The sequence below is a fragment of the Capnocytophaga sputigena genome (genome assembly GCF_002302495.1).
Classification (GTDB): Bacteria; Bacteroidota; Bacteroidia; order Flavobacteriales; family Flavobacteriaceae; genus Capnocytophaga; species Capnocytophaga sputigena.
The window spans coordinates 2533270-2559341 of record NZ_CP022379.1 but is presented as its reverse complement, the minus strand read 5'-3'; the positions used below and the strand labels follow the sequence as shown (position 1 = coordinate 2559341).

Below are 26072 nucleotides of genomic sequence, written 5' to 3'. Positions count from 1 at the left end.
ATTATGAAACAGAAATTACGCAAATTAGTTCATAAAGGTCAAGAGTATTTATATCGTGTAAATACTGCTTACAACACTAAAGGAGATAATACCTCATTACTTTCTGTGCGTATTTTCTTAAGTGGAGAGAAAAATACGCCCTTGTGTATTGATTTTATTACCATTGAAGATGAGTTTATGGGGCAACCCCTCAATGGCAACATCAATTTGTTAAATAAAACTACACAAACCAAGGATAATATCAACCTTAATGAACCTAAATACATCCCCAAACTTATTGATTGGGCAGAAACACAAGGTTGGACAGACAGCAACAAAACAGTTCCTTTAAACGGTTTACTTTTTTTGCAATCATTGGGTTATGATACCTCTCCTTTACAAAAATAAGACAAATAATGATACAAAAAGCCTTTCCCTCTTATTTACACAAAGATGCTGGTAAAATTGCAGATTTTCTACAGCAAAATGACCCTAAGAGTTTCAAAACTATAGGAACGGAAGTCGTTTGCCTCAATGGAGAAGTTTTAGAGTTACCTCAAAGAGTCTATTTTGGAGAATTCAACACTCAAAACCTGACTTTGGTTCAAGAGCAAATGCTTAATTGCTTGTATTTGTGTCATTGTAATGGTCATTTAAGAGAATTTTACCTAAGAGAATTGTTAGCAGTAAAAGAAGATTTTGCCTTGCCCTTTATAGCCAAACTTTTTGGTGATTATGTGATAGAAATATTAGAAGTGCTTCACCGCGAACTTCCTAATAACACTCGTGATAGATTGAAGGTCTTCTTTCGTGCCAATCCTCTCTACCAAAAGCGTATAGAGAGCCGTATTGCCAGTTATTGGGATTGTTTCTATAGAAATACACACCCCAATTTCAAAAAATATATAGGATATAAATTATTCCAATCAATCACTAACAACCAACAAATTTGCTAATTTGCTAATTTGCTAATTAACTATTACCTTTGCCTCATAATAAAAAAAATATACTATGGACTTTTTAACAGGAAAACCGCTATCCGACACTATTTACGACACTCTTTTTAAGGCAGAAAAAGAACTTATCATCATTTCGCCTTATATTCAGCTGGGTGATTACCTCAAAGACAATATCTTTAAGCAACACCTCCATAACTCCAAACTGCATATTCTCATTGGCTTTGGCAAAAATGAACGCAATAAAGAGCGTAGTTTCAAGCGCGAAGAAATAGAATATTTTTTAAACTTCCCTAATATCACCATTGTTTATATCCCCGAATTACACGGCAAGTATTATGCGAACGAAAAACAGTCGGTCATTACCTCTATGAACCTTATGGACTATTCCTTGGTAAACAATGTAGAGTTTGGCGTACTTGCCGAAAAAGCCCTCACCGACCTTGTGAACAAAAACAACTTCTTCGAGACTTCTAAAAATACTATTATGAGTGTGCTCGACAGCGGTTACACTATCTTTGCCAAACGCCCTAACTACAACAAGAAGTTTTTAGGTCTGGCAAAAGACTATGTAGGCTCTACTATACATTTGGATTTGGTAGATGATGTACTCTCTAACAGAGCTGTAAAACCTATCCGTTACTCTTCTTTTGTGCCTGAAAACTATGTAAATGCGGAGAACAGACAACGCACAGAAAGAGAGCCTGCACCTGAAAAAGCAGTACAAGAGGAGACTCCACAAGCTATAACACAAGAAATAGTACAACCTATTGCTCAAGCTGCTCCACAAGAAAAGAAAGGACATTGCATACGTTGTAATACAGTTATTCCTTTAGACCCACTGAGACCTCTATGCTATAGTTGTTATCAGGAGTGGGCGAAGTATGGTAATCGTTTTTATGAAGAAAAGTACTGCCATTGTTGTGGTGAAGAGAAAAAAGTAACCGTAGCAACACCTTTGTGTTATAGTTGCTATGCCAAACAATCATAAAATAAAACAAATGTCCCAATTCATTACTCAAAAAGACCAAATCATCGCCCAAATGCGTGCAGAACTCTCAACAACTATTGAGGAAGACCGCTACTATACTGAAGAAAACATCACCGATTGTAACACATATTTGGAGGCTTTCTTGGCTAAATTAGAAAAAGCTGACCAAGCCACAGACAAACAGACTTACCTCGCAGAAGCTATACAAACCCTCTGCGAGCAACTCTCTACTTTTAATAACCCAGAGGAAGAAGAAATGCCTGAATTCCTTTGGGGATTTTTGTATCTTGGCTATACCAAAGAGCTTACTGATTTTATTCGTGAAGCAGCCTTGGCGTATGGCTTTAAGCCTATCCCTACAATAATAGATTTGTATTATTGCAGGGTAGAAATAGGTGGTTTTGATTGGTTTTCAGTAGTATTAGGAGGTATAGAAGAGGAAAACTTTGCGTGTTTGGATTATGATCCTAATACACATCAATTCTATTATGATGAAAACCCTTATGGCGACCCTTTTCCTCTACCTCTTTACAATGTACAAGTAAAACCTGACTACAGCGAATTATCTTTTGAAGTGCTTTCAAGAGATAAACTTCAGCACTTCTGCTTCTTGGCACAATATCCATCGGATAAGGTGTGGATTAAAACTATTTACGATTTACATACTGGGCAAGTACTCTTAACCAAACATAAAAAACACTGGAGTAGTATTACTTTGGTTACCGAAAATGGAAAGCTCAAAGAACTACGCCCCATACAATACGATGAGAGTGGAGAGGTGATTGATATTTTCCAAGAAAACGGCGGTTTTGATGTCTTCCCAATGGGAATCAATGAAAATGGCGAACTACAAGGCAAATACGTGATTGCCAACACCAAGATTATCGAGGAAAAAGTATTCTTTGCCGACCATCGTACAGAGTGGCAACTTTATGAGTTACAAAACATCACTATGCAAAAAGGCAAAATAACCCTTACCTCTACAGAAAAACGATATACTCGCGACCAGAATGGCAAACTGCTTATCAAAAACATTACCCCTATAAGTCTCAGTTACGAACTGAAAAACAGCGATTTTGTATTACACTTCATTGAAGAAGTAATCAATGTAACAAACCAATGAAAAAACTAAAATTCCCTACTCCCTATACAGTACTAATGCTGGTAATTATTTTAGCTGCCAGCCTTACTTTTTTATTACCTTCGGGGGCTTATAACACCTTACAGTATAACAAAGCAAACAATACTTTTGTAATTCACACTTCCGATAGTACTTATGCTCTACCTGCTACACAAGAACAACTCAAGGATTTGGGTATCAACATTCAGTTAAGCAAATTCAAAGAAGAGAAAATACGCAAACCTATCTCAATTCCCAATACGTATGTACAGAGCCAACCGCATTATCAAGGTGTTAAATCAGTGCTCTTCGCTCCTATCAAAGGAATTTACGACACTATTGACATTATATTGTTCGTATTAGTATTAGGCGGATTTATAGGCGTTTTCAACAGTTCGGGAGCTCTAAATATGGGAGTTGGCTATTTGGCTCACAAACTCAAAGGACGTGAGGGTATCCTTATTATTCTACTCACTACTCTTTTAGCATTAGGAGGAACATCTTTTGGCTTAGCCGAAGAAACTTTTGTGTTCTACCCTATGATAGTTCCTATTTTCTTGGCAGCAGGCTACGACCTAATGGTACCGTTGGCTGTAATCTACATAGGTGCCAACATAGGTACATTGGCATCAACTACCAATCCGTTTGCAGTGATTATCGCTTCCGATGCCGCGGGGGTAGATTGGACATCGGGATTGAGTATTCGCATCATAGCTTTGTTTTTGTGTGTTGTGATAAGTATTATTTATATTATCCGCTATGCCGAAAAAGTGCGCAAACACCCCGAAAAATCAATTGTATATGGAGTAGCTATTCCCGAAATATATGCTTCTAACAGCTCCGAACCTACCGCTTCACTCAAACTTTCTACCAAAATAGAGCTCTTAGTATTTGCGTTCTCATTTGTGATTATGATCATAGGCGTATCGCAGTGGGAATGGGATTTTATGGATATGACTGCTCTCTTTTTGGTTGCTGCCATTGCTATTGCATTCTTGCAACGCTGTGGTGAACAGCAATTTATTACTCAATTTATGGCAGGAGCCCGTGATTTGTTAGGCGTTGCTTTTATCATTGGGATAGCCAGAGGTGTATCGTTTATATTGAACGACGGACAAATATCGGGTACTATTTTGCATTACGCTACCGACCTTGTGCAAGAAATGTCGCCTATGGTCTTTCTGCCAATGCTAATGCTTATTTTTGGGCTACTCAGTTTGTTTATAGCTTCCTCCTCCGGAATGGCAGTGCTCACGATGCCTATTATAGGGGCATTAGCTTCAGTTGTAGGAGTAGAAGGACATAGTGTGGTGAATGCCTACCTCTTTGGAATGGGAATAATGGCTTTTATCACCCCTACCGGACTCATATTGCCTTCACTAGCAATGGTAAATATCAACTACAAACAGTGGTTACGCTTCATCTCACCACTAGCACTCATTCTTATAGTAGTACTCACTATTTTATTATGGATTTAAAAATACAAAACTTATGAATATCACTTTTATCATTATTCTTGTTGCTACAATTGCAATAAGCTATCAAGGTTTCAACAATGCGAGTTTCTTCAACCGCTACAAGTTCAATGTAGGAGCGGTGCAAAAAGGCGATTATGTGCGTCTGTTATCTTCTGGTTTCCTCCACGCCGATTGGCAACACCTCATTTTTAATATGATTTCACTCTATTTCTTTCAAGATGTGATTATCGGTTCTATGGGTAACCTACTATTTTTGCTCATCTATTTTGGATCAATGCTACTGGGGAGTATCTTTAGTTTGCGTATCTATAAACATCAACCCTATTACTCTGCCATAGGAGCTTCGGGAGCTGTATCGGGGATTATCTTTGCCGCTATTGCTCTATATCCTAAAACATTGAGTGTAAACTTCTTACCAGGTTGGCTCTTTGGAGCATTGTACTTTGGCTATTCAGTATTTATGATGTTCAACCCACAAAAAGGTGACAACTTAGGGCACACAGCTCACTTAGGGGGTGCGCTCTTTGGTCTGGCAGTAGTAGTAGTTTATGCCCCTGAGATAGTGATACAACACGCTTTCTATTTGGGAGTTATGGCATTGCCTTTAGGCTATATGGGAGTGCGGTTATTAAAAAAATAAGGAAATTAGAAAATTATGGGCTCTTCTATTATCTACATACTTCTTTTAATAGCAATACTCCTTACTTATTACTTTGTAAAGCGATTTCGCCCTCAATCCAGTATTTTTACTTATCTTATCTTTTTTGCAATAGTATCCCCCATTACTTTAGCTGGGATATTGCTCCCGATAACCGTTGTTCAATATATAAAAGACTTAAACCAAAGTGAAACTTACAACGCTAAAATCGTAGATTTTGTATATGAAACAAGAGAGAAAACAGATAGTAGCGACCATACAATAGAAGTTACCGTAAAAGTACCTGTGTTTCAGTTAGTAACCTCACAAGAAGATACAATTACAAAGGAAGCTGTGCATTACAATAGTTCATATTCTTACAAGGAAGAAACAATGTATTGCAAAGTAAACTACAATCCCTCTACAGGAAATGTGTTTATAACAGATAGAGGATTCTATAAAATGCTATCCGTAATGATTTTCTTTGCCTTGTTTTTTGATTTTCTCCTCGTAGGAATTGTGCTTTATGCTTTGGGTAAAGATATGACGCGTTACAAGCAAATGCTGGGGATTGTAGTTTTTCGTATCACTATTCCAATAGCAATACTTGGCTTTGCTGCAATCCTTTTGCTTGCTGCTTATGAAGAAAGTGATATGTCCTTACTTGCCAAAATAGCTTGTATTGGTTTTGGAGTACTCCTTTTATTAGCTTCTATAGGTTTAATAATACTATCCAACTCTAAAAACAAAAACAGAAATAGAAAGAGAAACAGCAACAACCCTCAAAACAACCAACGCTCTCATCCATCTTTTTTAGAATTCAGAAATTAAAATATAAAAAACTTTATACAAAGCTGATTTACAACTATATTTACAAATTGTCCCCTTTCTGGAAAGCTAACGAGTACTCACTATTAGATATTGGGAGGACAAATTGTTAACTGTTAATTGTCAATTGTTAATTGATTATGAGTTATTTACAAGAAGTTATTACCGATGTTTTAGAAAACTATCCCGATAAGATAGAGCGCCTTGTGTTTGTTACTACAGGGAAACGCCCTGCGCTCTTCCTCAAAAAACACTTTGCCGAGCAGGTAAAGCAGGCTACTATTGCTCCTGAGTTCATCGGTATAGCCGACCTATTTACACGTATTTCAGGGGTACAGCCTATCAGCAATTTGCCTTTGCTTTTTGAGTTTTACGATTGCTACACAAAAACTTGTAAAGACACCCCCGATAGCTTTGAAGAGTTCCTCAGCTGGGGACAAACGGCTCTCAAAGATTTTAGCGAAATCGACCAGTATTTAGTAAACCCCGATAAGATTTTTCCTTATATCCACGCCCTCAAAGAAGCCGAACACTGGTCGGGTATGGACGAGCTTAGCGAGATGCAGAAAAAGCACTTAGCTTTCTGGAATAGCCTCGGCGATTACTATTTCGCTCTCAACCGCAAACTCACCGAAATGGGTAAAGGTTATGGCGGTTTCATCGCTAAAAAAGCTGTTGAAAAACTCCCCAAATACCTGCAAACACACACTAATACTATTCATATATTCGTCGGTTTTAACGCCCTTTCCAAAGCAGAACAGCACGTGATTCAATCTATATTAATGGATATAGGCGGTGAAATTTATTGGGATGGCGATACTTATTTTTTGAACAACCCTACTCACGATGCAGGGTTCTTCTTGCGCAAATATACTAACAGTTGGCGCTATTACCAAACTCACAAACCTAAGTTCATACAAAGCAATTACGAAAAAGAAAAAGAACTCTATCTCACGGGAGTACCCAAAAGCATCAATCAGGCGCATAGTGTAGCCGAACTACTCAAAAACACGCCTACCAAAGCATTGGAAAAAACTGCCCTCATCATCGCCGATGAGAATCTGCTCATCCCCGTGCTACAAGCTGTACAACCCAAAACAAGTGTGAACATCACGATGGGTTACCCTTTGCAGCAAACGCCTCTCAACGACCTTTTTGTCGCCTATTTCCGCTTGCATCTCTCCAAGAGTTTTTATCATAAAGATATACTGAACCTGCTCTCTCAACCTTTCTTGCACACCTTACTGAAAGAAGAAGTGGTACGCCATATTTCGCAGTATATCAAAACGCACAACCTCACTTATATCACTCGTAAAAAGCTATTTGAGTCGGTAGATGAATCCGAACACGAAATGCTTACTTTGCTATTCCCCGATGCCAAAGGCAAGGCTCTCATCACTACCCTTATCGACAATGCTATTACGCTTATCTATCGCCTAAAAGCACAAATAGACCCTGAGAGCAATACTCACCTACTCACTCAAGAGTATGCTTATCGCTTCTTTCAGTTATTCAATCAGTTGAAGCAGTTGCAAGAGCAATACGGCTATATCGATTCGGTGAAAACGCTTTATCATTTCTATTTAGATGTCTTACAGAAGAGTTCGCTCAATTTCCGCGGCGAGCCTTTGGAAGGCTTGCAAGTTATGGGGGTGCTGGAAAGCCGTAGTTTGGATTTCGACCGCGTGATTATCACCTCAGTAAACGAAGGGGTACTTCCGTTAGGCAAAAGTGGTGATTCGCTTATTCCTTACGATGTGAAACACGTGTTAGAACTACCTACTTTCAAGGAACGCGATGCCGTGTATAGCTATAACTTCTACCGCATTTTGCAGCGTGCCAAGCAAGTACACTTGTTTTACGACACCGAGATGGACAGCCTGAAAAGCAAAGAAAAAAGTAGGTTTATCCTCCAATTGTTAGCTGAGAAAATCCCCACCCACAAGGTGATACACCAAATCAAAGCTCCTGAAGTATATCCAGCCATATTGCGACCGCTTACCATCGAAAAAACAACTGCTGTAATCGATGCGCTAAAAGTCCTTGCCGAGAAAGGCATTTCACCTTCAGCACTAACTACTTACATCCGCAATCCGCTCACTTTCTACGAGCAACAAGTACTGCATATATACGAAGAAAAAGAGGTAGAAGAAACTGTTGAAGCACGTACTTTTGGAAATATTGTTCACGGCACTTTAGAAGATTTGTACACGCCTTTCTTAAACGAAATACTCACCGAAGAGCATATCAAAAAAATGCAACCTTTGGTACTCCCTACTATCGAAAAACGCTTTGAGGAAGAATATAGAAGTACTGATTTTAGAACGGGCAAAAACTGGCTCATCTTCAATGTAATAGAAAAGTATGTACGCAGTTTTTTAGCTTTAGAACTCAACGAAATAAAAAGTGGTACCGAAATTATTCCTCTCTATTTAGAACAGAAAATAAAGATACCTTTCCAAGCTCCTCACCTCCCCTTCCCTATCTATTTCAAGGGGATTATCGACCGTGTGGATAGGCGCAATGGGGTGTTGCACATTATCGACTACAAAACGGGTATTGTAGAGGAAACCGATGTGCGCATCAAAGATTGGAATAACCTCATTACCGATATTAAGTACGGCAAAGCCTTCCAGCTGCTCACTTATGCTTATATGATTACCAAACACCTAAATATCAATGAAAAAATGATAGTTGCCAACCTATCATTCAAGCGTTTGCAAAAAGGTCTTTTGCCTTTCCATACCTATATCGACAAGGTAAAAGACTATGATGTAACCGCTCAAACTCTCGCTTTGTACAATGAATATACCGAAGAGCTTTTGCGCGAAATCTTTGATATCACAATCCCTTTCTATGAAAAATCCTAACAATTAGCTAATTGACAAATTGGCTAATTGACAAATTATTTGTACTTTTGCCGTTCAAATTCATAATTCAAAACTCAAAAGATGTCTAAACGTTATACCATTACGGCGGCTTTACCCTATACCAATGGACCTATCCATATTGGTCACTTGGCGGGAGTATATGTGCCAGCCGATATTTTTGCACGCTATCAACGATTGAAAAACAACGATGTAGCCTTTATTTGCGGAAGCGATGAACACGGAGTAGCAATCTCTATCAAAGCTAAAAAAGAAGGTACTACCCCTCAGGCTATTATCGATAAATACCACGCGATTATCAAGCAATCATTTGCCGATTTTGGCATTTCATTCGATAATTATTCGCGCACTTCTGCCGCTATTCATCACCAAACAGCTTCCGATTTCTTCAAAAAACTATATGAACAAGGTGATTTTATAGAAGAAATATCAGAACAACTCTACGACGAAGAAGCGCACCAATTCCTTGCTGACCGCTTTGTGATTGGTACTTGCCCAAAATGTGGCAACCCCGAGGCTTACGGCGACCAATGTGAGCGTTGTGGTAGTTCGCTCAACGCTACCGATCTCATCGACCCTAAATCGTCAATCACAGGAAGCAAACCTACGCTAAAAGCTACCAAACACTGGTTTTTGCCCCTCAATCGCTACCAAGAGTTTCTGGAAAAATGGATATTAGAAGGTCATAAATCCGATTGGAAACCCAATGTATATGGGCAAGTGAAAAGTTGGCTTGATGACGAGTTAAAACCACGCGCTGTAACTCGTGATCTTGACTGGGGAATTCCTGTACCTGTAGAAGGCGCTGAGGGCAAAGTGCTCTATGTGTGGTTTGATGCGCCTATCGGTTATATCTCATCTACTAAAGAATGGGCTGAACGCGAAGGCAAAGATTGGCGTCCTTATTGGCAAGATAAAAACACTGAATTAGTGCATTTTATTGGGAAAGATAACATCGTGTTCCACTGCATCATCTTCCCTGCAATGCTCAAAGCCGAAGGCAGCTATATATTGCCTACTAACGTTCCTGCCAATGAGTTCCTCAACTTAGAAGGCAACAAACTCTCTACCTCCAAAAACTGGGCAGTATGGTTACACGAGTACTTGCAAGATTTTCCTAATCAGCAAGATGTATTGCGCTATGCCCTTACCGCCAACGCTCCTGAAACCAAAGACAACGACTTTACGTGGAAAGACTTCCAAGCGCGCAACAACAACGAGCTTGTGGCTATCTTTGGTAATTTCATCAATCGCGTGGCTGTGCTAACGCAGAAATATTACGAAGGAGTTATACCTGCTGCAGGAGAATTCAACGACATAGACACCGAAACGCTTCGCCAAATCACAGAACTCACCGAGAAGATAGAACAATCGTTAGAGCGTTATCGTTTTCGTGAAGCTCAACAAGAACTGATGAATATGGCGCGCTTAGGCAATAAGTATTTAGCCGATGAAGAGCCTTGGAAACTCATCAAAACTGACCCTGAACGCGTAAAAACAGTAATGTACGTCGCTTTGCAAATTGCCACTGCTTTGGCAGTTGCCAGCGAACCTTTCTTGCCTTTCACTTCTGAGAAACTGAAACGTATGTTGCAATTGGGGGCTATCACTTGGGAGAACCTAAAAACAAATGCCACCGAATTGCTAAAAGCAGGACATCGCATTGGCACTGCGGAACTCCTTTTCGAAAAAATTGAAGATGCTGCTATCGAAAAGCAGTTACAACGTTTAGAGAACACCAAATTAGCGAACAAACAAGAAGCTCAAGCCAATACCGAAGTAACTGTAGCTCCACAAAAAGAGCTCATCAGTTATGATGATTTTGCAAAAATGGATATTCGTATTGGTACTATTTTGGAAGCTGAAAAGATGCCTAAAGCCGATAAACTCCTTATCTTAAAAGTAGATACAGGTATCGACCAGCGCACTATCGTCTCAGGAATTGCGCAAAGTTTTGCTCCTGAAGAGATTATTGGCAAAAAAGTAACTGTTTTAGTGAACCTTGCTCCTCGCAAACTACGCGGTGTAGAAAGTCAAGGAATGATACTAATGGTAGAGAATAGTGAAGGCAAATACACCTTCATCAACCCTGATGCCGAGGGAATTGCCAATGGTATTGAAGTAAAATAAGTTTTTTCATTGAATAAAAAGCCCCCAAGAGTATTTGCTCTTTGGGGGCTCTTTTATTGTTTCAACTAAAAGATGTATTATGCAGTGCGTTCAAATTCTTTGAGTACATCCACTAATACTTGTACACTTTCTAAAGGCAAAGCATTATAGATAGAAGCGCGATAGCCTCCTACGCTGCGGTGTCCTTTTATCCCACTGATATTGGCTTCTTTACACAAAGTATCAAAACGTTCTTTGGTGCTTTCATCGGTGAGGTTGAACACTACATTCATTAGAGAGCGGTCTTCTTTGTTAGCATAGCCTACTACTAATGGATTGCGGTCGATTTCTCCGTAAAGCAAATCGGCTTTAGCTTGGTTGCGTTTGCCTAAGGCTTGCAATCCACCTTGTGCTTGTATCCACTCGAGTACTAATAAGTTCACATATACTGCAAAAGTAGAAGGTGTATTGAACATACTATCGTTTTTGATGTGCAACTGATAGTCCATCATTGAAGGCAGCTTACGGCTTACCTTACCTAATATATCTTTCTTCACAATCACCAAAGTAGAGCCCGAAGCGCCTAAATTCTTCTGTGAACCGGCATAAATCAAACTAAACTGTTTGTAGTCTAATGGGCGCGAGAAAATATCAGAACTCATATCGGCTACCAAAGGAATATCAGTTTGTGGCAAGCTGTGAAATTCAGTACCATAGATAGTATTATTGGTAGTGATGTGCAGATAGTTAGCATCTGTAGGAACAATTACATTCTTAGGAATGTACTTATAACCATCAGCTTTAGAGGAAGCGATTACTTCGGTATTGCCAAAGAGCGCAGCTTCTTTTTGAGCTTTGTTAGCCCAAGTTCCTGTATCTATATAAGCAGCTTTGGTTTCGAGCAGGTTGTAAGGCACCATTAGGAATTGCATACTTGCTCCCCCTTGTAAGAAGAGTGTGGTGTACGAATCATCTAAACCAGCGATTTCCAATGCCAAAGCACGCGCGCGTTCTATCACGCGTACAAACTCTGGACTGCGGTGAGATACTTCTATTACCGATAAGCCTGTCCCTTCAAAATCTAACAAGGCTTGAGAGGCTTTTTGGAATACCTCGGGAGCTAAAATAGAGGGACCTGCACTAAAATTATGCTTTTTCATTTTGTTTGTGTTCTGCTTTGTATTTTACAATAAATTCTTCAACTTGGCGTTTGAGGATGCGCCACAATTTATCTTGTGCATACTCACTTGCCCAAGCTACGTGAGGAGTATAAATCACACGAGGATGATCGGCTATTTTTAGAAGAGGATCAGTAGCCAAAGGAGGTTCGCTCTCAAATACGTCGGTAGCAAAGCCCATAATGCGGTTACTTTCAATAGCTTCGTATACTGCTTGAGGATCGACTACTGCACCGCGCGCCATATTGATGAGCAATGGTTTTTTGCGAAGTTTAGACACAAAGTCTTCATTTACTAAATGTTTGGTCTCAGGGGTAAGCGGGCAGTTGAGGGAAATGATATCGCTCTGCGCTAATACTTTATCAAAATCAGTATATTCTTTGCTACGTGGTGCTTTGCCTTGACGTTCAGCCCATAGCACTTTCATACCGAAGGCTTCAGCTACTTTGCTAATAGCTTTACCGATATTACCTACCCCTATGATTCCTAAGGTTTTGCCGTGCAATTCAAACACTGGAGGTTCAGTAAGACAAAAACGACCATCTTTTTGCCAAGTGCCATCGCTTACATTTTCGTGATAGGTCTTGAGAGCGCGCATAGCTGAAAGCAACATCATAAAAAAGTGTTCGGTAACACTCTCGGTAGAGTAGCCAGCTACATTTTTCACTTCTATGCCCAATGCTTTGGCTGCTTCTTTATCGATATTATCCATACCCGTAGCGGTGAGATGGATGAGCTTGAGGTTAGGCAGCTGCCTGAGGATACTCTCATCAATTTTTACCTTATTTACTATAGCTATATCAGCGGGTTTGAGGCGTTGAACAATTTCGTCGGGGGCAGTTTTTTGGAAAGCAACCCATTGAACTACCCCTTTTGGGATATCTACATCTATGCGCTCAGAGAGCGTATTGCGGTCTAAAAATACGGCTTTCATATAATTGACAATTAATGATTTACTATTTTATATTCGGATGCCAGCGGGTAATACATCTTTATATTCCTTATTGCGTTTGAAAAAAGCAATAGCCACAGGACACACAGGCACAACCCTATATTTTTTCTGGGCTACCAGCGCTAAGACCCCTTTGAAGAACTCATCGATAAGGGCTTCATCGGTCGCTTCTGGCAATAAGGTTTTGGTAAAGAATATTTTGCGCTCTTGTATAGCGTAGTCTACAAAGGCAAGTTCACCATTGATTTTGGCTTGGTACTGGCGTGAGAATTCACTGTCTATTACTTCCATTGTATTGCGTTTTTTAGTTTTTTAATTAGTAATATGTATTATTCAACAAAAAGTTGTAACTTTGCTTCTGTTAGTGAAAAAATAAGAGATAAAAGGTAAGATTATTACCAAATTATTTCGCTGCAAAGTTACTAATTTTTCGTAAAAAAACAATACTAAATGAATATAAAAGATAATCCTGCTATTTATTTAATGCCGGGAATGGCAGCCAGTCCTAAGATTTTTGAGCGCTTGCAATTCCCGAGTAACTGCCGTGTGCACTTGCTCGACTGGATTACTCCAGAGAAAAACGAGAGTTTAGCGCACTATGCAGGACGTATTGCTGAAGAAATTACTGAGCCTTCTCCCATACTCTTGGGAGTATCGTTTGGAGGGATTATCATACAAGAAATTGCTAAACAATGTGACAACTACAAGAAATTGATAGTTGTATCGAGTGTGAAAACACAATATGAACTGCCTAAAAAAATGCTTTTGGCGCGCTATACCAATCTGCACAAGTTATTACCTACACGCGCTATTAGCGATTTAGAATTTTGGAAGAGATTTTCATTTTCTGAAGTGCTCAGCAAACGCATTGCCCTATACGAAAAATACATCGGGATGCGCTCACCTGCCTACCTTGATTGGTCGATAGATCGCATTGTGAATTGGCAACAAAAAGAGCCTTTACCCCGCACAATTCACATTCACGGTGATAAAGACCCTGTTTTTCCTATTCAGTATATAAAAAATGCCGTTGTAGTGAAAAACGGCACTCATATTATGATTATCAATCGGTATAAATGGTTTAACGAAAACCTAAATCCTTTGATACTTGAGAATTGAGAATTATCTAATTTTCAGTGTTACTATACTGATAACTGCTAAAAAGATACCTACAATAAGGAAACGCATTACGATTTTGCTTTCGTGATAACCTTTCTTTTGATAATGGTGATGCAAAGGTGACATCAAAAAGATGCGTTTGCCCTCGCCATATTTTTTCTTCGTATATTTAAAATAAGCTACTTGTAGTATCACCGATAAGTTTTCAATTAGGAAAATACCGCAAAGTACAGGAATGAGCAATTCTTTGCGTACAGCGATAGCAATCACAGCGATAATCCCCCCTATAGTCAAACTACCCGTATCGCCCATAAACACTTGAGCAGGATAGGTGTTGTACCATAAGAAACCTACCAAAGCCCCTGCAAAAGCAGCGATGAACACCGTCATTTCTCCTACTCTTGGAATATACATAATATTGAGGTATTCTGAGAAGATAATATTACCTGAAATCCAAGCAAAAATACCCAAAGTCAGGACTATGATAGCCGAGCTTCCCGCCGCCAGTCCGTCGATACCATCGGTAAGGTTTGCACCGTTAGAAACAGCAGTAACAATGAGGATGACAATAGGGATAAATATGAGCCACACATAGTGGTGATAGTTATCACCCGTCCACGCAATAAGGTCGGCATAGTCAAACTCGTTATTTTTCACAAATGGAATGGTAGTTTTAGTAGATTTTACTTCGGGGACAACTACATTATCGGTATTATTTTGGGCAACGACTTCAGTGCGCACACGCCCGATACCTGTTTTTTCGTTTTTAATAGTTACATTGCTATTGAAATAAAGGGTTGCCCCTACGATAATCCCCAAGCCTACTTGTCCTAATACTTTGAAACGCCCTTTAAGACCTTCTTTATTTTTGCGGAAAGTTTTGATATAGTCGTCGATAAAGCCAATAGTTCCCATCCATACAGTTGTGATGATGAGGAGCAAGGTATAGACATTATCTAACTTTGCGAGGAGCAATACGGGAATGAGAGTTGCAAGGATGATGATAATCCCCCCCATTGTAGGTGTTCCTGCTTTTTCATTCTGACCGCTAAGACCTAAATCGCGTACCGTTTCGCCTATCTGTTTGCGTTGTAAAAAACTGATAATGCGTTTCCCATAAATAGTGGAAATGAGCAGAGAGAGCATCAAAGCCAAACCTGCACGAAACGACAAATATTTATATAATCCCGACCCTGGAAAGTCGTAATATTTTTCAAGATTTTCTAGTAAATGGTATAACATTTTTCAATGAACAATTAACAATTAACAATTAAAATGGGGCTTCTCCTTATTTTACTTTTTCGCCAAAAACGAAAATAACACACCTTCTTATTTTACTTTTTCGCCAAAAACGAAAATAACACACCTTCTTATTTTACTTTTTCGCCAAAAACGAAAATAACGCATCTTCTTATTTTACTTTTTCGCCAAAAACGAAAATAACAATTATTTTGTTATAATCACAATTTCATTATCGCGTTTCTTTTTCTTTTTGCCTTCTGGAGCATTTACATCTATTTTTATAGTGTGTGCATCTATTTTTTGAATAAAAGGATGTTTGCCTTTTATTTTCTTTATTTTATTTTCAAAAACAAGGGTATTATTGAGCTCTATGTTGAACATTTTTTTCATTTGAGCAAGACGCTCTGCTTGTTCATCATCGTTTTTGGAATCGAAAATATTCATATCAATATGCAATTCTTTACCTTCCCATTTAAAAGAAGGCAATTGCAGTGGTGTGTTTTTCTGCTTTCCTTTGTCTAAAATAGTAGTGATAGAAGCGAACTGTTCAGGAGGAAAATGACTAAAACGAAGCTCAAATCCCACTTCTTTATCGTCTTTAAACAACCCTTTAATCATAGAGCGTTTGAGCAAAGTAGCCTCTTCTTCTGAGATAGAATCCTTGCTACCTATATTTTTTTGAAAGTCATATACCGATTGCCATTCTTTAGGAAATTTAGGCATATTCACATTTTTCAGGCTATTTTCACCCTGTTTTGCTTTAGCTTCCATAGCGAGCATTTCGCTCATATCTAAGGTCATATCAGTGGAAATAGTTCCATCGTTATGAAAAGTAAATACATTAGTTACACTGCAAGACTGCAAGGTGATGAACGCTATAGCTAATAGAATAAATTTCTTCATTTGTTATATAAGTTTAAGAAAGAAACAAATCAAGGCGCAAATGTACAAAATAATTATGAATGACGAAAAATTTTAGGAATTAGGATTTAGAAATTAGGAAATAATTAGCAAAATATCTGTATCTTTGCCCCCTATTCAAACCATTATGTTTCAATCTATAAAAAAAGAAGCCTTATTGCTGTTGCGCGATGTGGGGGCACTTATCATTCTCTTTGCAATGCCATTGCTATTGGTGGTAACCATTACGCTTTTGCAGGACGGGGCTTTTAAGAATATCAGTGAGCAGAAAACAGCCGTTCTGTTAGTGGATAACGATGGCGGTGAAATTGCTAAAAATATCAGTAAGAGTTTAGAAAGAAGTGCTTTCGAAATGGTGAAAACGCTGGACGGAAAACCTATAGGCGAAGCTATGGCGCGTGAGCAGGTGCTGAAAGGCAACTACCTGCTGGCTATTGTAATTCCCGCTGAACTCTCCTCCAGCTTGCAAACTAAAGTGCAACAGAATGTGGAGACGATTATCAGCACTTTTGCAGGAGAAACCGTAACGCCTACTGAAACGGCTTATACAACCAAAGAAATACGCCTCTATTTTGACCCTACTTTACAGACTTCGTTTAAAGAAAGTGTGAAGAGTGGCATTGACAAATTGCTATACCAAATAGAAAATCAGTTTATTTATAAAGCCTTTGAGAGTCAGTTAGAGGAAGGGGTGCGTTTACCAAAAACTGAAGCGTTAGTAAGTTTTAGAGAAATCAATCCTAATACGGCTACTGCTGCTATCCCCAACGCTACCCAGCACAACGTACCCGCGTGGGCTCTCTTTGCTATCTTCTTCATAACCATACCGCTATCGGCAAGTATTGTAAAGGAAAAAACACAAGGCACAGGACTCCGACTCTTCACGAGTCCCCTACCCTACTGGGCATTGCTCACCGCTAAAATCATTGTTTTTCTGATGATTAGCTTACTACAATTCACTTTGATGGTAGTAATGGGGGTGTTCGTATTTCCTTATTTAGGCTTACCAACATTGGACGTGGGAGGTAAACTTTTACCCTTGTTGTTAGTCGCCATAGCCTCAGGGCTTTCAGCAATAGGATTGGGGGTACTCTTAGGTACTTTAGCAAAAACACAAGAACAATCAGCGCCCTTGGGAGCTACCCTCACAGTGCTTTTTGCAGCCATTGGAGGTGTGTGGATACCTACCTTTGCAATGCCCCATATTATGCAATTACTTTCTAATATTTCCCCTATGAACTGGGGATTACAAGCCTTCTACGAGGTATTACTAAGAGGCGGTTCTGCGAGTAGTTTGTTGCCTAAAATAGGCGCTTTACTGCTCTTTTTCATCACTTGTATTCTTATCTCTATTTATTATGACAAAGCCAAAAGAAACGTATAAACCTGCGAATTTATCTGAGAGTTTTATTATTACGGTACGCTTTAGCGAAACCGACCCGCTTGGTATTGTGTGGCACGGCAACTATATCAAATATTTTGAAGACGGACGAGAAGCCTTTGGGAGAAAGTACGGCATTTCTTACCTTGATGTAGAGCGCGAAGGCTATGCAACCCCTATTGTGAAGAGCGTATGCGAACACAAAAAAATGGTACGATATGGCGAACGCTTGCGTATTGAAACTCAATATATTCCCTCCAATGTAGCGAAACTCATCTTTCAGTATTTTATCTACAACGAAGCTAATGAGTTAGTTTGTACGGGAGAAACTGTACAGGTATTTACTTCATTAAAAGATAATAGTTTATCACTGTATAAACCCACTTTCTACGAAGAATGGGAGAAAAAAGTGATAAGTGACAATTGATGTCTTTACTTTTACTTTGTAGGAAAATTAGCAAATGTCCCTAATGAAGAACTAAAAAAATTATTCAACAAATATAGTAAAATCATTGAAAAAGATAACTTTTATGAATTTAGTGAGAAATTTTCACTTTTAAAAAATAAAGTACTAAAAGAATTAAAATGAACGAATTTATTGAAAGATTAGACTTCTACATAGAGTCTTACGATGTAGAAAAAAGGCTTTACGAAGAGGGAAAAGAATGGCGTAAAAAAGGTTATCTTACCAAAGATGAGTTTATGCAAATTTGCTTGTGAAAATCACGTCGTGCTAAAAAAAGATATGATTCTAACGATGCTGCCCTTGTAGAGAAAATCACTAGAGAAGCCTTTGCAGAAAGTGATGAGAAGAAAAAAATAGAGAAGCTTACAGAACTCAAAGGTGTAAGAATTCCGGTCGCTTCTGCAATTTTAAGTGTAACAGATAGTGATAACTATCCGATTATTGATGAACGCTGTATGCAAGCTTTAAAGACTCTTTACAAAATTGAATGGAAAGTTATTACTTCTAATAGCTGGCTTAATTATTTAGATTTTCTGCGAAAACTTGCAAAAGAACATAACAAAACAGCCCGAGAAATAGAAAAAGGGCTTTTTGCTTTCAATCGAATGGTTTTAGATAAAGATTTAACAAATCTCTATTCTTGAAAACAAAAAAACTTTGTCAAAGTCTCTAAGACTTTGACAAAGGGTATTGCAATTAAGAGTGTTGTGATTATTATTTTTTAAGGCGTTTGACAATGAGCTTTCCAAAGGATTTAGCGGTTTTTGCAAAGCCCTCGCCTATACGTGATTCATTGCTAAAATTATTACCAAACTGATCACCTGGAGCCTCAATAGAACGCAACTGAAATAGTTCTTTATCTTTGTTTTGTGTTTCTACAAATTTCAAGACCATTGTTACTTTGGCAGCTTGTTTCATCACCCAAGCATCCCAACCTGGGTATATCCATTGTACATCCACAATGAGAGTATAAGGGGCATCAGTAACTCCTTCTTTAAATTCAATACCTTTAGATGATGTAATAGTCTTTACCATAAGCTCTAAAAACTTGGGTTTCCAAATACCTTCTTTAGCATTTTCCCACTTCTTAAACCAAACATCACCATTTCCTTTATCTTTATTATTTAGGTATTCACGACGTTCATCTACATATTCTTTTTCGGTAACATTGTCTTTCATTAGTCGCAAATTATCGTATTTGAACTCTACATTTACGACTTTTTGATCTTTTAGGAAAGACAAATTACCTCTTTCTTCTTGAAAATCTTGGGCTGTTACAGCTAAAGTAACACATAAAAATAAGATTGCTAATAGTTTTTTTGTCTTCATATATAATTAATTTAATGGTTTGCGTTTATCTACAAATTTCATCGGTTTGCGACTGCCTAACGGGTAGAGCTGCTGCTCAATGAGGGCTATATCGCAGAACTCAATCTTAGGGACTACCCTTAGTTTAGCGCGAAAATGGTTGCATATTTGCTCGCGAAGGGCTTCTGTAGGAGTTTTTGTTCCTATTTTGATAAGAATTTCATCGGTGAGGATATCATTAGTATTGATTTCTATAATGTAATTCTCTATAGCCTCAAAGCCTGTAAGCAAATCCATTAGGGCTGGCGGGTAGAGGGTTGTTCCTTTGTATTTGATCATCTGCTGTTTGCGACCCAGTACAGGACTCACTCGTGCCGTATGTCGCCCGCACTTACAAGGGGTGTTGTGCATCGCTACTATATCGCCTGTGCGAAAACGCAATAGTGGCATACCTTCCACTCCCAAAGTAGTAATCGTTAGCTCTCCACTCTCGCCATCGGGTACGGGATGACCATCGTCGTCTAATACCTCAGTGATGATGAGCTCGGGGTGGTGATGCCCTCCGTGTTGGTACTCACACTCGGTGAAAGTAGTGCTCATCTCGGTAGAAGCATAAGTGGAGTAAAGTTGCAATCCCTGCCATTTTTCAGTAATCTTTTTTGCTAAGAGTGTAGGACTAAAATCCTGATTGCGCAACGCCTCACCTATACACACCACTCCTTTCACGGAAGAAGCGCGATAGTCGATACCATTCTTTTCGGCATATTCTATCATTTTCAGCACAAAGGAAGGCACTGCAATAAGGTATTTAGGTTCGTACAATCGGATAGAATCCCATTGCAATTCAGGAATTCCTGCCCCTACCCTAATGATGCTTGCCCCCATTTTGCGTATGCCTAAGAAATAAGCTAAACCTGCCATAAAACGGCGGTCGATAGTAGTCATCAGTTGGACTACATCGCCTTTTTGAATGCCTGCACAAGCCAATGAGATAGTTTCGTTGTACGCCAAACGATCTAAATCCTTGTCGGTAAGACCAAAAGTAACGGGCGTTCCCATAGTACCTGAGGTAGAAGCATAGTCTACAATAGCACTTTTAGGCACGCAGAGAAAAGCATCGTTTTCACGCTGCAAATCGTCTTTATGGGTTGTGGGTATTTTTTGTAAATCGGCAAGAGTGCGGATATCCTCTATACGGATATGGTGCTTGCGGAAGAGATTTTGATAAAAAACCGATTTTTTATTGAGATATTGCAATAGTTCTCTCAGTTTTTCTTCTTGAAAAGCAATAATTTCGGCTTCAGATTGGGTTTCTATGGTTGGAAGCAGTGCACTCATTATTTTTATTAATAAAACTTTGCCAAAGGTTCTATGCCTGTGTGGCTCGCACCTTTGGCAAAGTGTAAGTATCTTATTTAAAAAGTCGTTTTAAAGAATTTAAGAATCCTTTTTCTACCACATCGATACCGATACCGAAGTTGCTATCAGCCATAGTGTGATAATCTTCACGGATAGGTTCTAACTTATGCAATGGCAATTCGATATTTGTGAGCGGATTGTACTCTACAATCACCTTACCAGAGTTTTTAGTGATGAACTTTTGGGTTTTATGGGTGAAATACTCATTTTTGATATCACACTCTTGTACGGTGTATTTTTCCTTAGTATCGATATTTTCATCGGTTTTGAGTTCAATTTCATAACGCTCACTATCGAAGTTATGCCAAAAACTCGCATCGCTGTGCTGGTGTTCACGAATGCTGTTTTTCAACACACTACCATCGTAGTACATCAAGAAACGACGACCTTCGCTATCTACAAAGTAAGGTTGCTCGATGGTTGCTTCGTACTTCACTACAAATTCATTTTCCACCTTGTCATCCTTTACTATTTGCAAAGTAGCATCTTTGAATATCTCGCGAAAATCTTTGCCTTTGCGGTCGTTTACATAGTTGAGTGCGTAGAACAAAGAGTTGTTCCAGCTGTCCAAACGTTCGTTTTTATTGCTCGACTTGAAGTAACTACGCATAGAATTAGCGCGATTATAACGATAAGTAGTAAGCAATTGAATTTTACCTATATTGCCTTTGGCTTCTAAAGTGATGCGTTCATCGATACAAAAATCATCGAAATAGGTAGGTTTACGCACTTGTAACTCTTGGTTAGGCAAGATTTCCATAAAGTGACAGAAAGAAATCACAGCGCGTTTCTCCAATCTACCAAACTCATTACGAGCAGTAGCGTCCACAAAGTACTCTTTCCCTTTATAGTTGATTTTCACTATCACGTGGTTGAACGAAAGCAATGAAGGAAGGTAGAACTGCATATAGTAATCGGAATTGTAGTTCACCAACACCACTGAAGCCTCTACGCCAAGATAGTTGAGAATAGATTTCAACAATACACATTTCGCTTTACAGTCACCTTGTTTATTTTGGTAAGTAAGCGCGGGCGCTTGTGGTTTGTGTCCGTTCATCTCATCGGCGTTGTACACGTAGTAGATGTTGTTTTGCACGAACTCTATAGCGTATTGCAATTTCTCGTCGAGGGTAGCCATACTGTTGAGTTTTTCCACCAAATCGGGAGCAAAATCAGCGGGTTGCGCTTTGAATACCTCTTCGTAAAGCGGATAGATATAGTTAGACAAGTCTTTCCAAGTACTATCGGTAGCGAAGTCTATAAAAGGGAAGATTTCGCGGTTAGGGTCTACTGGGTTGATATAGTTTTCTTGTACTATTTCAAACGCCTCTCCTTGTGCTAAATACTTCACCTGACTTGGGATTACGTTACCTTGCTCGTCGCGGAAGAACACATCTTTATAAGCCACGCGTTTGTTGCGATTGTTGATGAGCTTGAAGTGGTATTTGCCATACGCCCAATAAGTATCAGGGGTTACATATACGTACTTCATAAAGTCACGGCGCAAGAACTCTTTTTCAGTAAACACCTTTTCTTTGGTGTCTTCCAAAATGAGGATATCATCGAGGTGAAGGTCTTTGATAGAGAAGTTCAGCTTTTTAGAACTACTGATAATACCACGACCGCTTTGCCCTTCGTTATCCAATACTTTTATAGTAGTATCGGCAGTTTTATCAATCAGCTGACCGTTGCGATACACACTAATACGATGGATGCTAAAGTACTCATTTTCCTCAAGTACCATATCGTACATAGAGGCACGTTCCAAGTTTTCGGGTTGAGTGAGGGTGTAAGCCATCAACGTATAATCGGAAGTACTATTATTATCTACTTTGCTGTATTTATGTAAGAAATAGCAGTAGTCACGTCCCTCATCAGTTTGTTCACGAGAGAAATCAGTTTCTACTAAAAGTTGTACCATTTCATTATCTGAAAGGGATTTAGCCCAATCAGGTGCTTCTGAGAAGCTGTATAGTTCTTTTTCTTCTGTTTGCACTTTTTTTGTTTAGAGTTTTTAAATTAAGAGTTATGAAAGGCGCAAAGGTAATACTTTTTTACTATTTAGCCAAAAAACACTTACGCTTCTTTCATTCCTAAGCCGTTATTGATTGCATACGCCATATTTTCGATGATATGCTTATGTTTGGCTACAAACGGATTGGTGGTATCCCATACATAACCCGCTAATACAGCACAGATTTTTTCTTTTACATCTTCATTACCTGGTTGATGGAAGAAAAGTGTTTGCAAATTACCTGTATACCACTCTTTTACGTAAGATGTGAACACATCGATACCTCGTTGCATATAGTCGGTGTATTCTTTTTGCCAATCTACTTTTTCTCCCGCAAGTTCGCGTTTTACCAATTTAGCTGCCAACATACCTGATTCAGTTGCAAAAGCCACACCTGATGAGAATACAGGGTCTAAGAACTCGGTGCTATTACCGGTGAGTACAAAACCATTGCCAAAGAGTTTTTTCACTGAACAAGAATAGCTTTGTATCTTGTTAGGTTCAAATAGAAAATCGGAATGCTGGAAGCGCTCTCTGTAAAAATCTGAGGTTACGATAGCCTTACGCAAAGCTTCAGCAGTATCACCAGAAGCCGATAGACTATTGATGTAGTGCGTAGGCCCTACGACTCCTACACTGGTATTGCCATTAGAGAAAGGAATCACCCAGAGCCATACTTCTCTCTCTAAAATATCAAAAGAAATCAAAGTACCTTCTTCACCTACCGGGCGCACATTTTCTTCTTTGATATGAGTGAATATAGCAGAGTGGTCGTCTAATTTAGAAGGAGAATTCAAGTCTAACAAGCGAGGCAATACACGACCGTAGCCACTGGCATCAATGACGAATTTAGAGGTGATTTCATACACCTCTCGATTCTTGTCTTTAACAGTAGTAACTTGATGATCATCAAAAAACTGCACATTAGTAACTTCGGTTTCAAAGCTAAGAGGTACGCCTTTGCGAATAATTTCTTGAGCTAAAACATTATCAAAATCGGCACGGGGCACTTGCCACGTCCAATCCCAACCTTTACCATACTTTTTACCGAAATCAAACTGACATACTTGTTCACCACGGATAAAACGGGCACCCCATTTTACTTCGTACTTTTGGGCTTCCAAGGCAGGCATAAAACCCGCTTCGTCAAAATGATCCATCACACGCGGAATAAGGCTCTCCCCCACTACCAAACGCGGGAATTTAGTTTTTTCTACTACGCGTACTTTTACGCCATTATTGTGCAAATAGGCAGCTGACACACATCCTGAAGGTCCTGCGCCTATTACTAATACATCAGTTACTTCTTTTTTCATAAAAACTTTTTTTTAAAGCTACGGGGCAAATATAGTAATTTTTTACTATTTAGCCAACAATTTTGCACTTTTTACCAAGCGCACAAATTCTTTGCGATAGCCTTCTTCATCTTTGCCTATAGCACCATTAGCTAATTCTACTACTTGATCGTAAGTAGCTTGGGCTTTATTGCTATTACCACGCAGAAGGATACCAAACTCGGCTACACTAGCTGCAAAGCGAAAATCTACAGAAGTTTCATTTAAAGATTTCTTAGCAAATAACAAAGGTTCGGTTACTTCTACACTTTTGGCATCTTTTACCTTAGGGTCTTTATAACGTATTTTGAGGAATCCTAACTCATTGCCTTTACCTTTTTCGTTGAGTTCTTTTGTTTGATAACGGAGATTTTGAGCCACTTTACCTTCCGATGGAATGAGTTCGTAGAGGGCTGTGACAGTATGCCCAGCACCTATTTCACCTGCATCTTTCTTATCATCAGTAAAATCCTCATTGGCAAGCATACGGTTTTCATAACCTATGAGCTTATACTCTTTTACGTATTTAGGGTTGAACTCGATTTGCAACTTCACATCTTTTGCTACGGCGAAAAGCGTACCGCTAAACTCGTTTACCAATACTTTTTTAGCTTCGGTAAGATCATCGATATAAGCGTAGTTACCATTACCTTTATCGGCTATGGTTTCAGCCATATCATCGCGATAATTACCCATACCAAAACCTAAAACTGACATATAAATACCACTTTCGCGCTGTTTTTCAATGAATTTTTCTAACTCTCTTGGATTACTAATCCCCACATTGAAATCGCCATCAGTAGCTAAAATAATACGGTTATTACCATTTTTAATGAAGTTTTTTTGAGCTTCTTTGTAAGCTAATTGAATACCACTACTACCTGAGGTAGAACCACTTGCATACAGATTATCAAGTACTTTTTCTATTTTTTGTCTCTCTTTTACAAGAGTAGACGAAAGGGCTACTTTTGTACCGCTGGCATAAGTTACAATCGCCACTCTGTCGGTAGGTTTGAGCTGAGTAAGCAAGAGTTTGAAAGAAGATTTTAGCAAAGGGAGTTTGTTAGGCTCATCCATTGATCCCGATACATCAATTAGGAAAACAATATTAGAAGGTGGAGCTTGAGCCAAATCCAATTTTTTAGCTTGCAAACCAATGCGCAATAGCAAATGCTTAGGATTCCAAGGTGTAGGAGCTAATTCGGGGGTCACGCGCAAAGGAGAAGTAGCCTCCTTAGTAGGTGCAGGATAGTCGTAATCGAAGTAGTTTATCATCTCCTCTATGCGAATGGCATCTTTAGGAGGTAACTGACCATAACCTAACATACGACGCAAATTAGCATACGAAGCGCGATCAACATCGGCAGAGAAAGTGGTAACGGGTTGTTGCGCTACTGCTACAAATGGATTTTCAGAAATCTCTTTGTAGGTTTCATTACTACGCGGTTGCTGTTGAGAAGGTTCTTCAGAATTGGCAATTTCCATTTCTTCTACTACAGCATCATACGCAGGTGGTGGGGGTGGCGGAGGTGGTGTTTCAGGCGAAGCCATTTTGTTCGCTGTAAGTTCTTCCACTGTTGTAGCAGGTGCAGGAGGTGGAAGCTGGTTGGCTGAATTGCTTGAATTTCGGTGACCTTCGGGGTTACCACAAGCCGCTAATAACAAAGCTGATAACAGCATTAAAGATACATTTGTTTTCATAAGGGTAATACATTAAAAATCTTACCCTTATAAAGTCAAATGTTATGCCAA

At 39.1% G+C, this 26072-nt stretch carries 23 protein-coding genes; 13 read left to right on the top strand and 10 right to left on the bottom strand.

All coding sequences use genetic code 11. From position 1 onward, the window contains the following. Positions 1–3 precede the first annotated feature (3 nt). The 9 genes from CGC57_RS11545 to metG all read left to right on the top strand — a co-directional run bounded on the left by CGC57_RS11545 (position 4) and on the right by metG (position 11007). The gene (locus CGC57_RS11545) at positions 4–387 is read left to right on the top strand and encodes a hypothetical protein (protein WP_095899242.1); all 384 of its coding nucleotides are present in this window, start codon (positions 4–6) and stop codon (positions 385–387) included. 8 nt (positions 388–395) lie between these two features. After that, on the top strand, positions 396–935 hold the full coding sequence (locus CGC57_RS11540; RefSeq protein WP_095899241.1) for a hypothetical protein: 540 nt from the start codon (positions 396–398) through the stop codon (positions 933–935). A gap of 55 nt (positions 936–990) precedes the next feature. Then, on the top strand, positions 991–1926 hold the full coding sequence (locus CGC57_RS11535) for a phospholipase D-like domain-containing protein (RefSeq protein ID WP_095899240.1): 936 nt from the start codon (positions 991–993) through the stop codon (positions 1924–1926). A gap of 10 nt (positions 1927–1936) precedes the next feature. After that, the gene (locus tag CGC57_RS11530) at positions 1937–3049 is read left to right on the top strand and encodes a DUF8184 family protein (protein ID WP_095899513.1); all 1113 of its coding nucleotides are present in this window, start codon (positions 1937–1939) and stop codon (positions 3047–3049) included. Continuing rightward, positions 3046–4524, top strand: a complete 1479-nt coding sequence (locus tag CGC57_RS11525; RefSeq protein ID WP_095899239.1) for a YfcC family protein — start codon at positions 3046–3048, stop codon at positions 4522–4524. The genes CGC57_RS11530 and CGC57_RS11525 overlap by 4 nt, the downstream gene beginning before the upstream one ends. A gap of 13 nt (positions 4525–4537) precedes the next feature. Beyond that, positions 4538–5164, top strand: coding sequence for a rhomboid family intramembrane serine protease (locus CGC57_RS11520; RefSeq protein ID WP_095899238.1), 627 nt, complete (start codon positions 4538–4540; stop codon positions 5162–5164). A gap of 15 nt (positions 5165–5179) precedes the next feature. Then, a complete protein-coding gene (locus CGC57_RS11515; protein ID WP_095899237.1) occupies positions 5180–5992 on the top strand; it encodes a hypothetical protein in 813 nt (270 codons plus the stop codon). Positions 5993–6129: 137 nt separating this feature from the next. Beyond that, positions 6130–8859, top strand: coding sequence for a PD-(D/E)XK nuclease family protein (locus CGC57_RS11510; RefSeq protein ID WP_095899236.1), 2730 nt, complete (start codon positions 6130–6132; stop codon positions 8857–8859). Between the two features lie 81 nt (positions 8860–8940). Beyond that, positions 8941–11007 (top strand): methionine--tRNA ligase, encoded by a 2067-nt coding sequence (metG, locus tag CGC57_RS11505; protein WP_095899235.1) that lies wholly within the window; start codon positions 8941–8943, stop codon positions 11005–11007. Between the two features lie 77 nt (positions 11008–11084). Here the strand turns inward: metG and serC are convergent, their stop codons facing one another. Genes serC through CGC57_RS11490 form a run of 3 tightly spaced genes read right to left on the bottom strand, consistent with a single transcriptional unit; the run spans position 11085 to position 13407 of the window. Continuing rightward, on the bottom strand, positions 11085–12146 hold the full coding sequence (gene serC / locus CGC57_RS11500; protein WP_095899234.1) for a 3-phosphoserine/phosphohydroxythreonine transaminase: 1062 nt from the start codon (positions 12144–12146) through the stop codon (positions 11085–11087). After that, positions 12133–13098 carry a D-2-hydroxyacid dehydrogenase gene (locus CGC57_RS11495; protein WP_095899233.1) on the bottom strand — a complete coding sequence of 322 codons (966 nt, stop codon included), beginning with the start codon at positions 13096–13098 and terminating at the stop codon, positions 12133–12135. Before CGC57_RS11495 ends, serC begins: the two co-directional genes overlap by 14 nt. 27 nt (positions 13099–13125) lie before the next feature. Further along, a complete protein-coding gene (locus tag CGC57_RS11490; protein ID WP_009412912.1) occupies positions 13126–13407 on the bottom strand; it encodes a GNAT family N-acetyltransferase in 282 nt (93 codons plus the stop codon). 159 nt (positions 13408–13566) lie between these two features. On the opposite strand from CGC57_RS11490, the gene CGC57_RS11485 reads away from it, so the two are divergent. Beyond that, entirely contained in the window at positions 13567–14235 is a 669-nt protein-coding gene (locus CGC57_RS11485; protein WP_095899232.1) for an alpha/beta fold hydrolase, read from the top strand. Positions 14236–14238: 3 nt separating this feature from the next. Here CGC57_RS11485 and mraY read toward each other — a convergent pair whose 3' ends face one another. Together mraY and CGC57_RS11475 are read right to left on the bottom strand one after the other, a co-directional pair. Further along, on the bottom strand, positions 14239–15477 hold the full coding sequence (gene mraY / locus CGC57_RS11480) for a phospho-N-acetylmuramoyl-pentapeptide-transferase (protein WP_095899231.1): 1239 nt from the start codon (positions 15475–15477) through the stop codon (positions 14239–14241). Between the two features lie 204 nt (positions 15478–15681). Beyond that, positions 15682–16380 carry a hypothetical protein gene (locus tag CGC57_RS11475; protein ID WP_095899230.1) on the bottom strand — a complete coding sequence of 233 codons (699 nt, stop codon included), beginning with the start codon at positions 16378–16380 and terminating at the stop codon, positions 15682–15684. 145 nt (positions 16381–16525) lie between these two features. Here CGC57_RS11475 and CGC57_RS11470 point away from each other — a divergent pair, with 145 nt between their 5' ends. The 3 genes from CGC57_RS11470 (at position 16526) to CGC57_RS13125 (ending at position 18499) form a co-directional block, all read left to right on the top strand. Then, positions 16526–17782 (top strand): ABC transporter permease, encoded by a 1257-nt coding sequence (locus CGC57_RS11470; RefSeq protein WP_095899229.1) that lies wholly within the window; start codon positions 16526–16528, stop codon positions 17780–17782. Then, a complete protein-coding gene (locus CGC57_RS11465) occupies positions 17757–18206 on the top strand; it encodes an acyl-CoA thioesterase (protein ID WP_095899228.1) in 450 nt (149 codons plus the stop codon). Before CGC57_RS11470 ends, CGC57_RS11465 begins: the two co-directional genes overlap by 26 nt. A gap of 158 nt (positions 18207–18364) precedes the next feature. Continuing rightward, the gene (locus CGC57_RS13125) at positions 18365–18499 is read left to right on the top strand and encodes a hypothetical protein (protein ID WP_262482406.1); all 135 of its coding nucleotides are present in this window, start codon (positions 18365–18367) and stop codon (positions 18497–18499) included. Between the two features lie 460 nt (positions 18500–18959). Here CGC57_RS13125 and CGC57_RS11455 read toward each other — a convergent pair whose 3' ends face one another. The 5 genes from CGC57_RS11455 to CGC57_RS11435 all read right to left on the bottom strand — a co-directional run bounded on the left by CGC57_RS11455 (position 18960) and on the right by CGC57_RS11435 (position 26021). Then, complete coding sequence (locus CGC57_RS11455; RefSeq protein ID WP_095899227.1) at positions 18960–19574, bottom strand: hypothetical protein; 615 nt, start codon at positions 19572–19574, stop codon at positions 18960–18962. A 6-nt stretch (positions 19575–19580) separates the two neighbouring features. Further along, a complete protein-coding gene (gene flxY / locus CGC57_RS11450) occupies positions 19581–20891 on the bottom strand; it encodes a flexirubin biosynthesis putative acyl-CoA ligase FlxY (RefSeq protein ID WP_095899226.1) in 1311 nt (436 codons plus the stop codon). Between the two features lie 73 nt (positions 20892–20964). Then, positions 20965–22968 carry a DUF3857 domain-containing protein gene (locus CGC57_RS11445; protein ID WP_095899225.1) on the bottom strand — a complete coding sequence of 668 codons (2004 nt, stop codon included), beginning with the start codon at positions 22966–22968 and terminating at the stop codon, positions 20965–20967. Positions 22969–23048: 80 nt separating this feature from the next. Next, positions 23049–24302 carry an NAD(P)/FAD-dependent oxidoreductase gene (locus CGC57_RS11440; RefSeq protein WP_095899224.1) on the bottom strand — a complete coding sequence of 418 codons (1254 nt, stop codon included), beginning with the start codon at positions 24300–24302 and terminating at the stop codon, positions 23049–23051. 45 nt (positions 24303–24347) lie between these two features. Next, positions 24348–26021, bottom strand: coding sequence for a vWA domain-containing protein (locus tag CGC57_RS11435; RefSeq protein ID WP_095899223.1), 1674 nt, complete (start codon positions 26019–26021; stop codon positions 24348–24350). Between the last annotated feature and the right edge of the window lie 51 nt (positions 26022–26072).

Bases quoted from the DNA above. Each gene is read 5' to 3' on its own strand.
- CGC57_RS11435 (WP_095899223.1), bottom strand. From the start codon at position 26,021: ATGAAAACAAATGTATCTTTAATGCTGTTATCAGCTTTGTTATTAGCG.
- CGC57_RS11465 (WP_095899228.1), top strand. From the start codon at position 17,757: ATGACAAAGCCAAAAGAAACGTATAAACCTGCGAATTTATCTGAGAGT.
- CGC57_RS11515 (WP_095899237.1), top strand. From the start codon at position 5,180: ATGGGCTCTTCTATTATCTACATACTTCTTTTAATAGCAATACTCCTT.
- CGC57_RS11470 (WP_095899229.1), top strand. From the start codon at position 16,526: ATGTTTCAATCTATAAAAAAAGAAGCCTTATTGCTGTTGCGCGATGTG.
- CGC57_RS11455 (WP_095899227.1), bottom strand. From the start codon at position 19,574: ATGAAGACAAAAAAACTATTAGCAATCTTATTTTTATGTGTTACTTTA.
- CGC57_RS11475 (WP_095899230.1), bottom strand. From the start codon at position 16,380: ATGAAGAAATTTATTCTATTAGCTATAGCGTTCATCACCTTGCAGTCT.
- flxY (WP_095899226.1), bottom strand. From the start codon at position 20,891: ATGAGTGCACTGCTTCCAACCATAGAAACCCAATCTGAAGCCGAAATT.
- CGC57_RS11490 (WP_009412912.1), bottom strand. From the start codon at position 13,407: ATGGAAGTAATAGACAGTGAATTCTCACGCCAGTACCAAGCCAAAATC.
- metG (WP_095899235.1), top strand. From the start codon at position 8,941: ATGTCTAAACGTTATACCATTACGGCGGCTTTACCCTATACCAATGGA.
- CGC57_RS11485 (WP_095899232.1), top strand. From the start codon at position 13,567: ATGAATATAAAAGATAATCCTGCTATTTATTTAATGCCGGGAATGGCA.
- CGC57_RS11530 (WP_095899513.1), top strand. From the start codon at position 1,937: ATGTCCCAATTCATTACTCAAAAAGACCAAATCATCGCCCAAATGCGT.
- CGC57_RS11520 (WP_095899238.1), top strand. From the start codon at position 4,538: ATGAATATCACTTTTATCATTATTCTTGTTGCTACAATTGCAATAAGC.
- CGC57_RS11510 (WP_095899236.1), top strand. From the start codon at position 6,130: ATGAGTTATTTACAAGAAGTTATTACCGATGTTTTAGAAAACTATCCC.
- CGC57_RS11495 (WP_095899233.1), bottom strand. From the start codon at position 13,098: ATGAAAGCCGTATTTTTAGACCGCAATACGCTCTCTGAGCGCATAGAT.
- CGC57_RS13125 (WP_262482406.1), top strand. From the start codon at position 18,365: ATGAACGAATTTATTGAAAGATTAGACTTCTACATAGAGTCTTACGAT.
- CGC57_RS11545 (WP_095899242.1), top strand. From the start codon at position 4: ATGAAACAGAAATTACGCAAATTAGTTCATAAAGGTCAAGAGTATTTA.
- mraY (WP_095899231.1), bottom strand. From the start codon at position 15,477: ATGTTATACCATTTACTAGAAAATCTTGAAAAATATTACGACTTTCCA.
- CGC57_RS11525 (WP_095899239.1), top strand. From the start codon at position 3,046: ATGAAAAAACTAAAATTCCCTACTCCCTATACAGTACTAATGCTGGTA.
- serC (WP_095899234.1), bottom strand. From the start codon at position 12,146: ATGAAAAAGCATAATTTTAGTGCAGGTCCCTCTATTTTAGCTCCCGAG.
- CGC57_RS11535 (WP_095899240.1), top strand. From the start codon at position 991: ATGGACTTTTTAACAGGAAAACCGCTATCCGACACTATTTACGACACT.
- CGC57_RS11540 (WP_095899241.1), top strand. From the start codon at position 396: ATGATACAAAAAGCCTTTCCCTCTTATTTACACAAAGATGCTGGTAAA.
- CGC57_RS11440 (WP_095899224.1), bottom strand. From the start codon at position 24,302: ATGAAAAAAGAAGTAACTGATGTATTAGTAATAGGCGCAGGACCTTCA.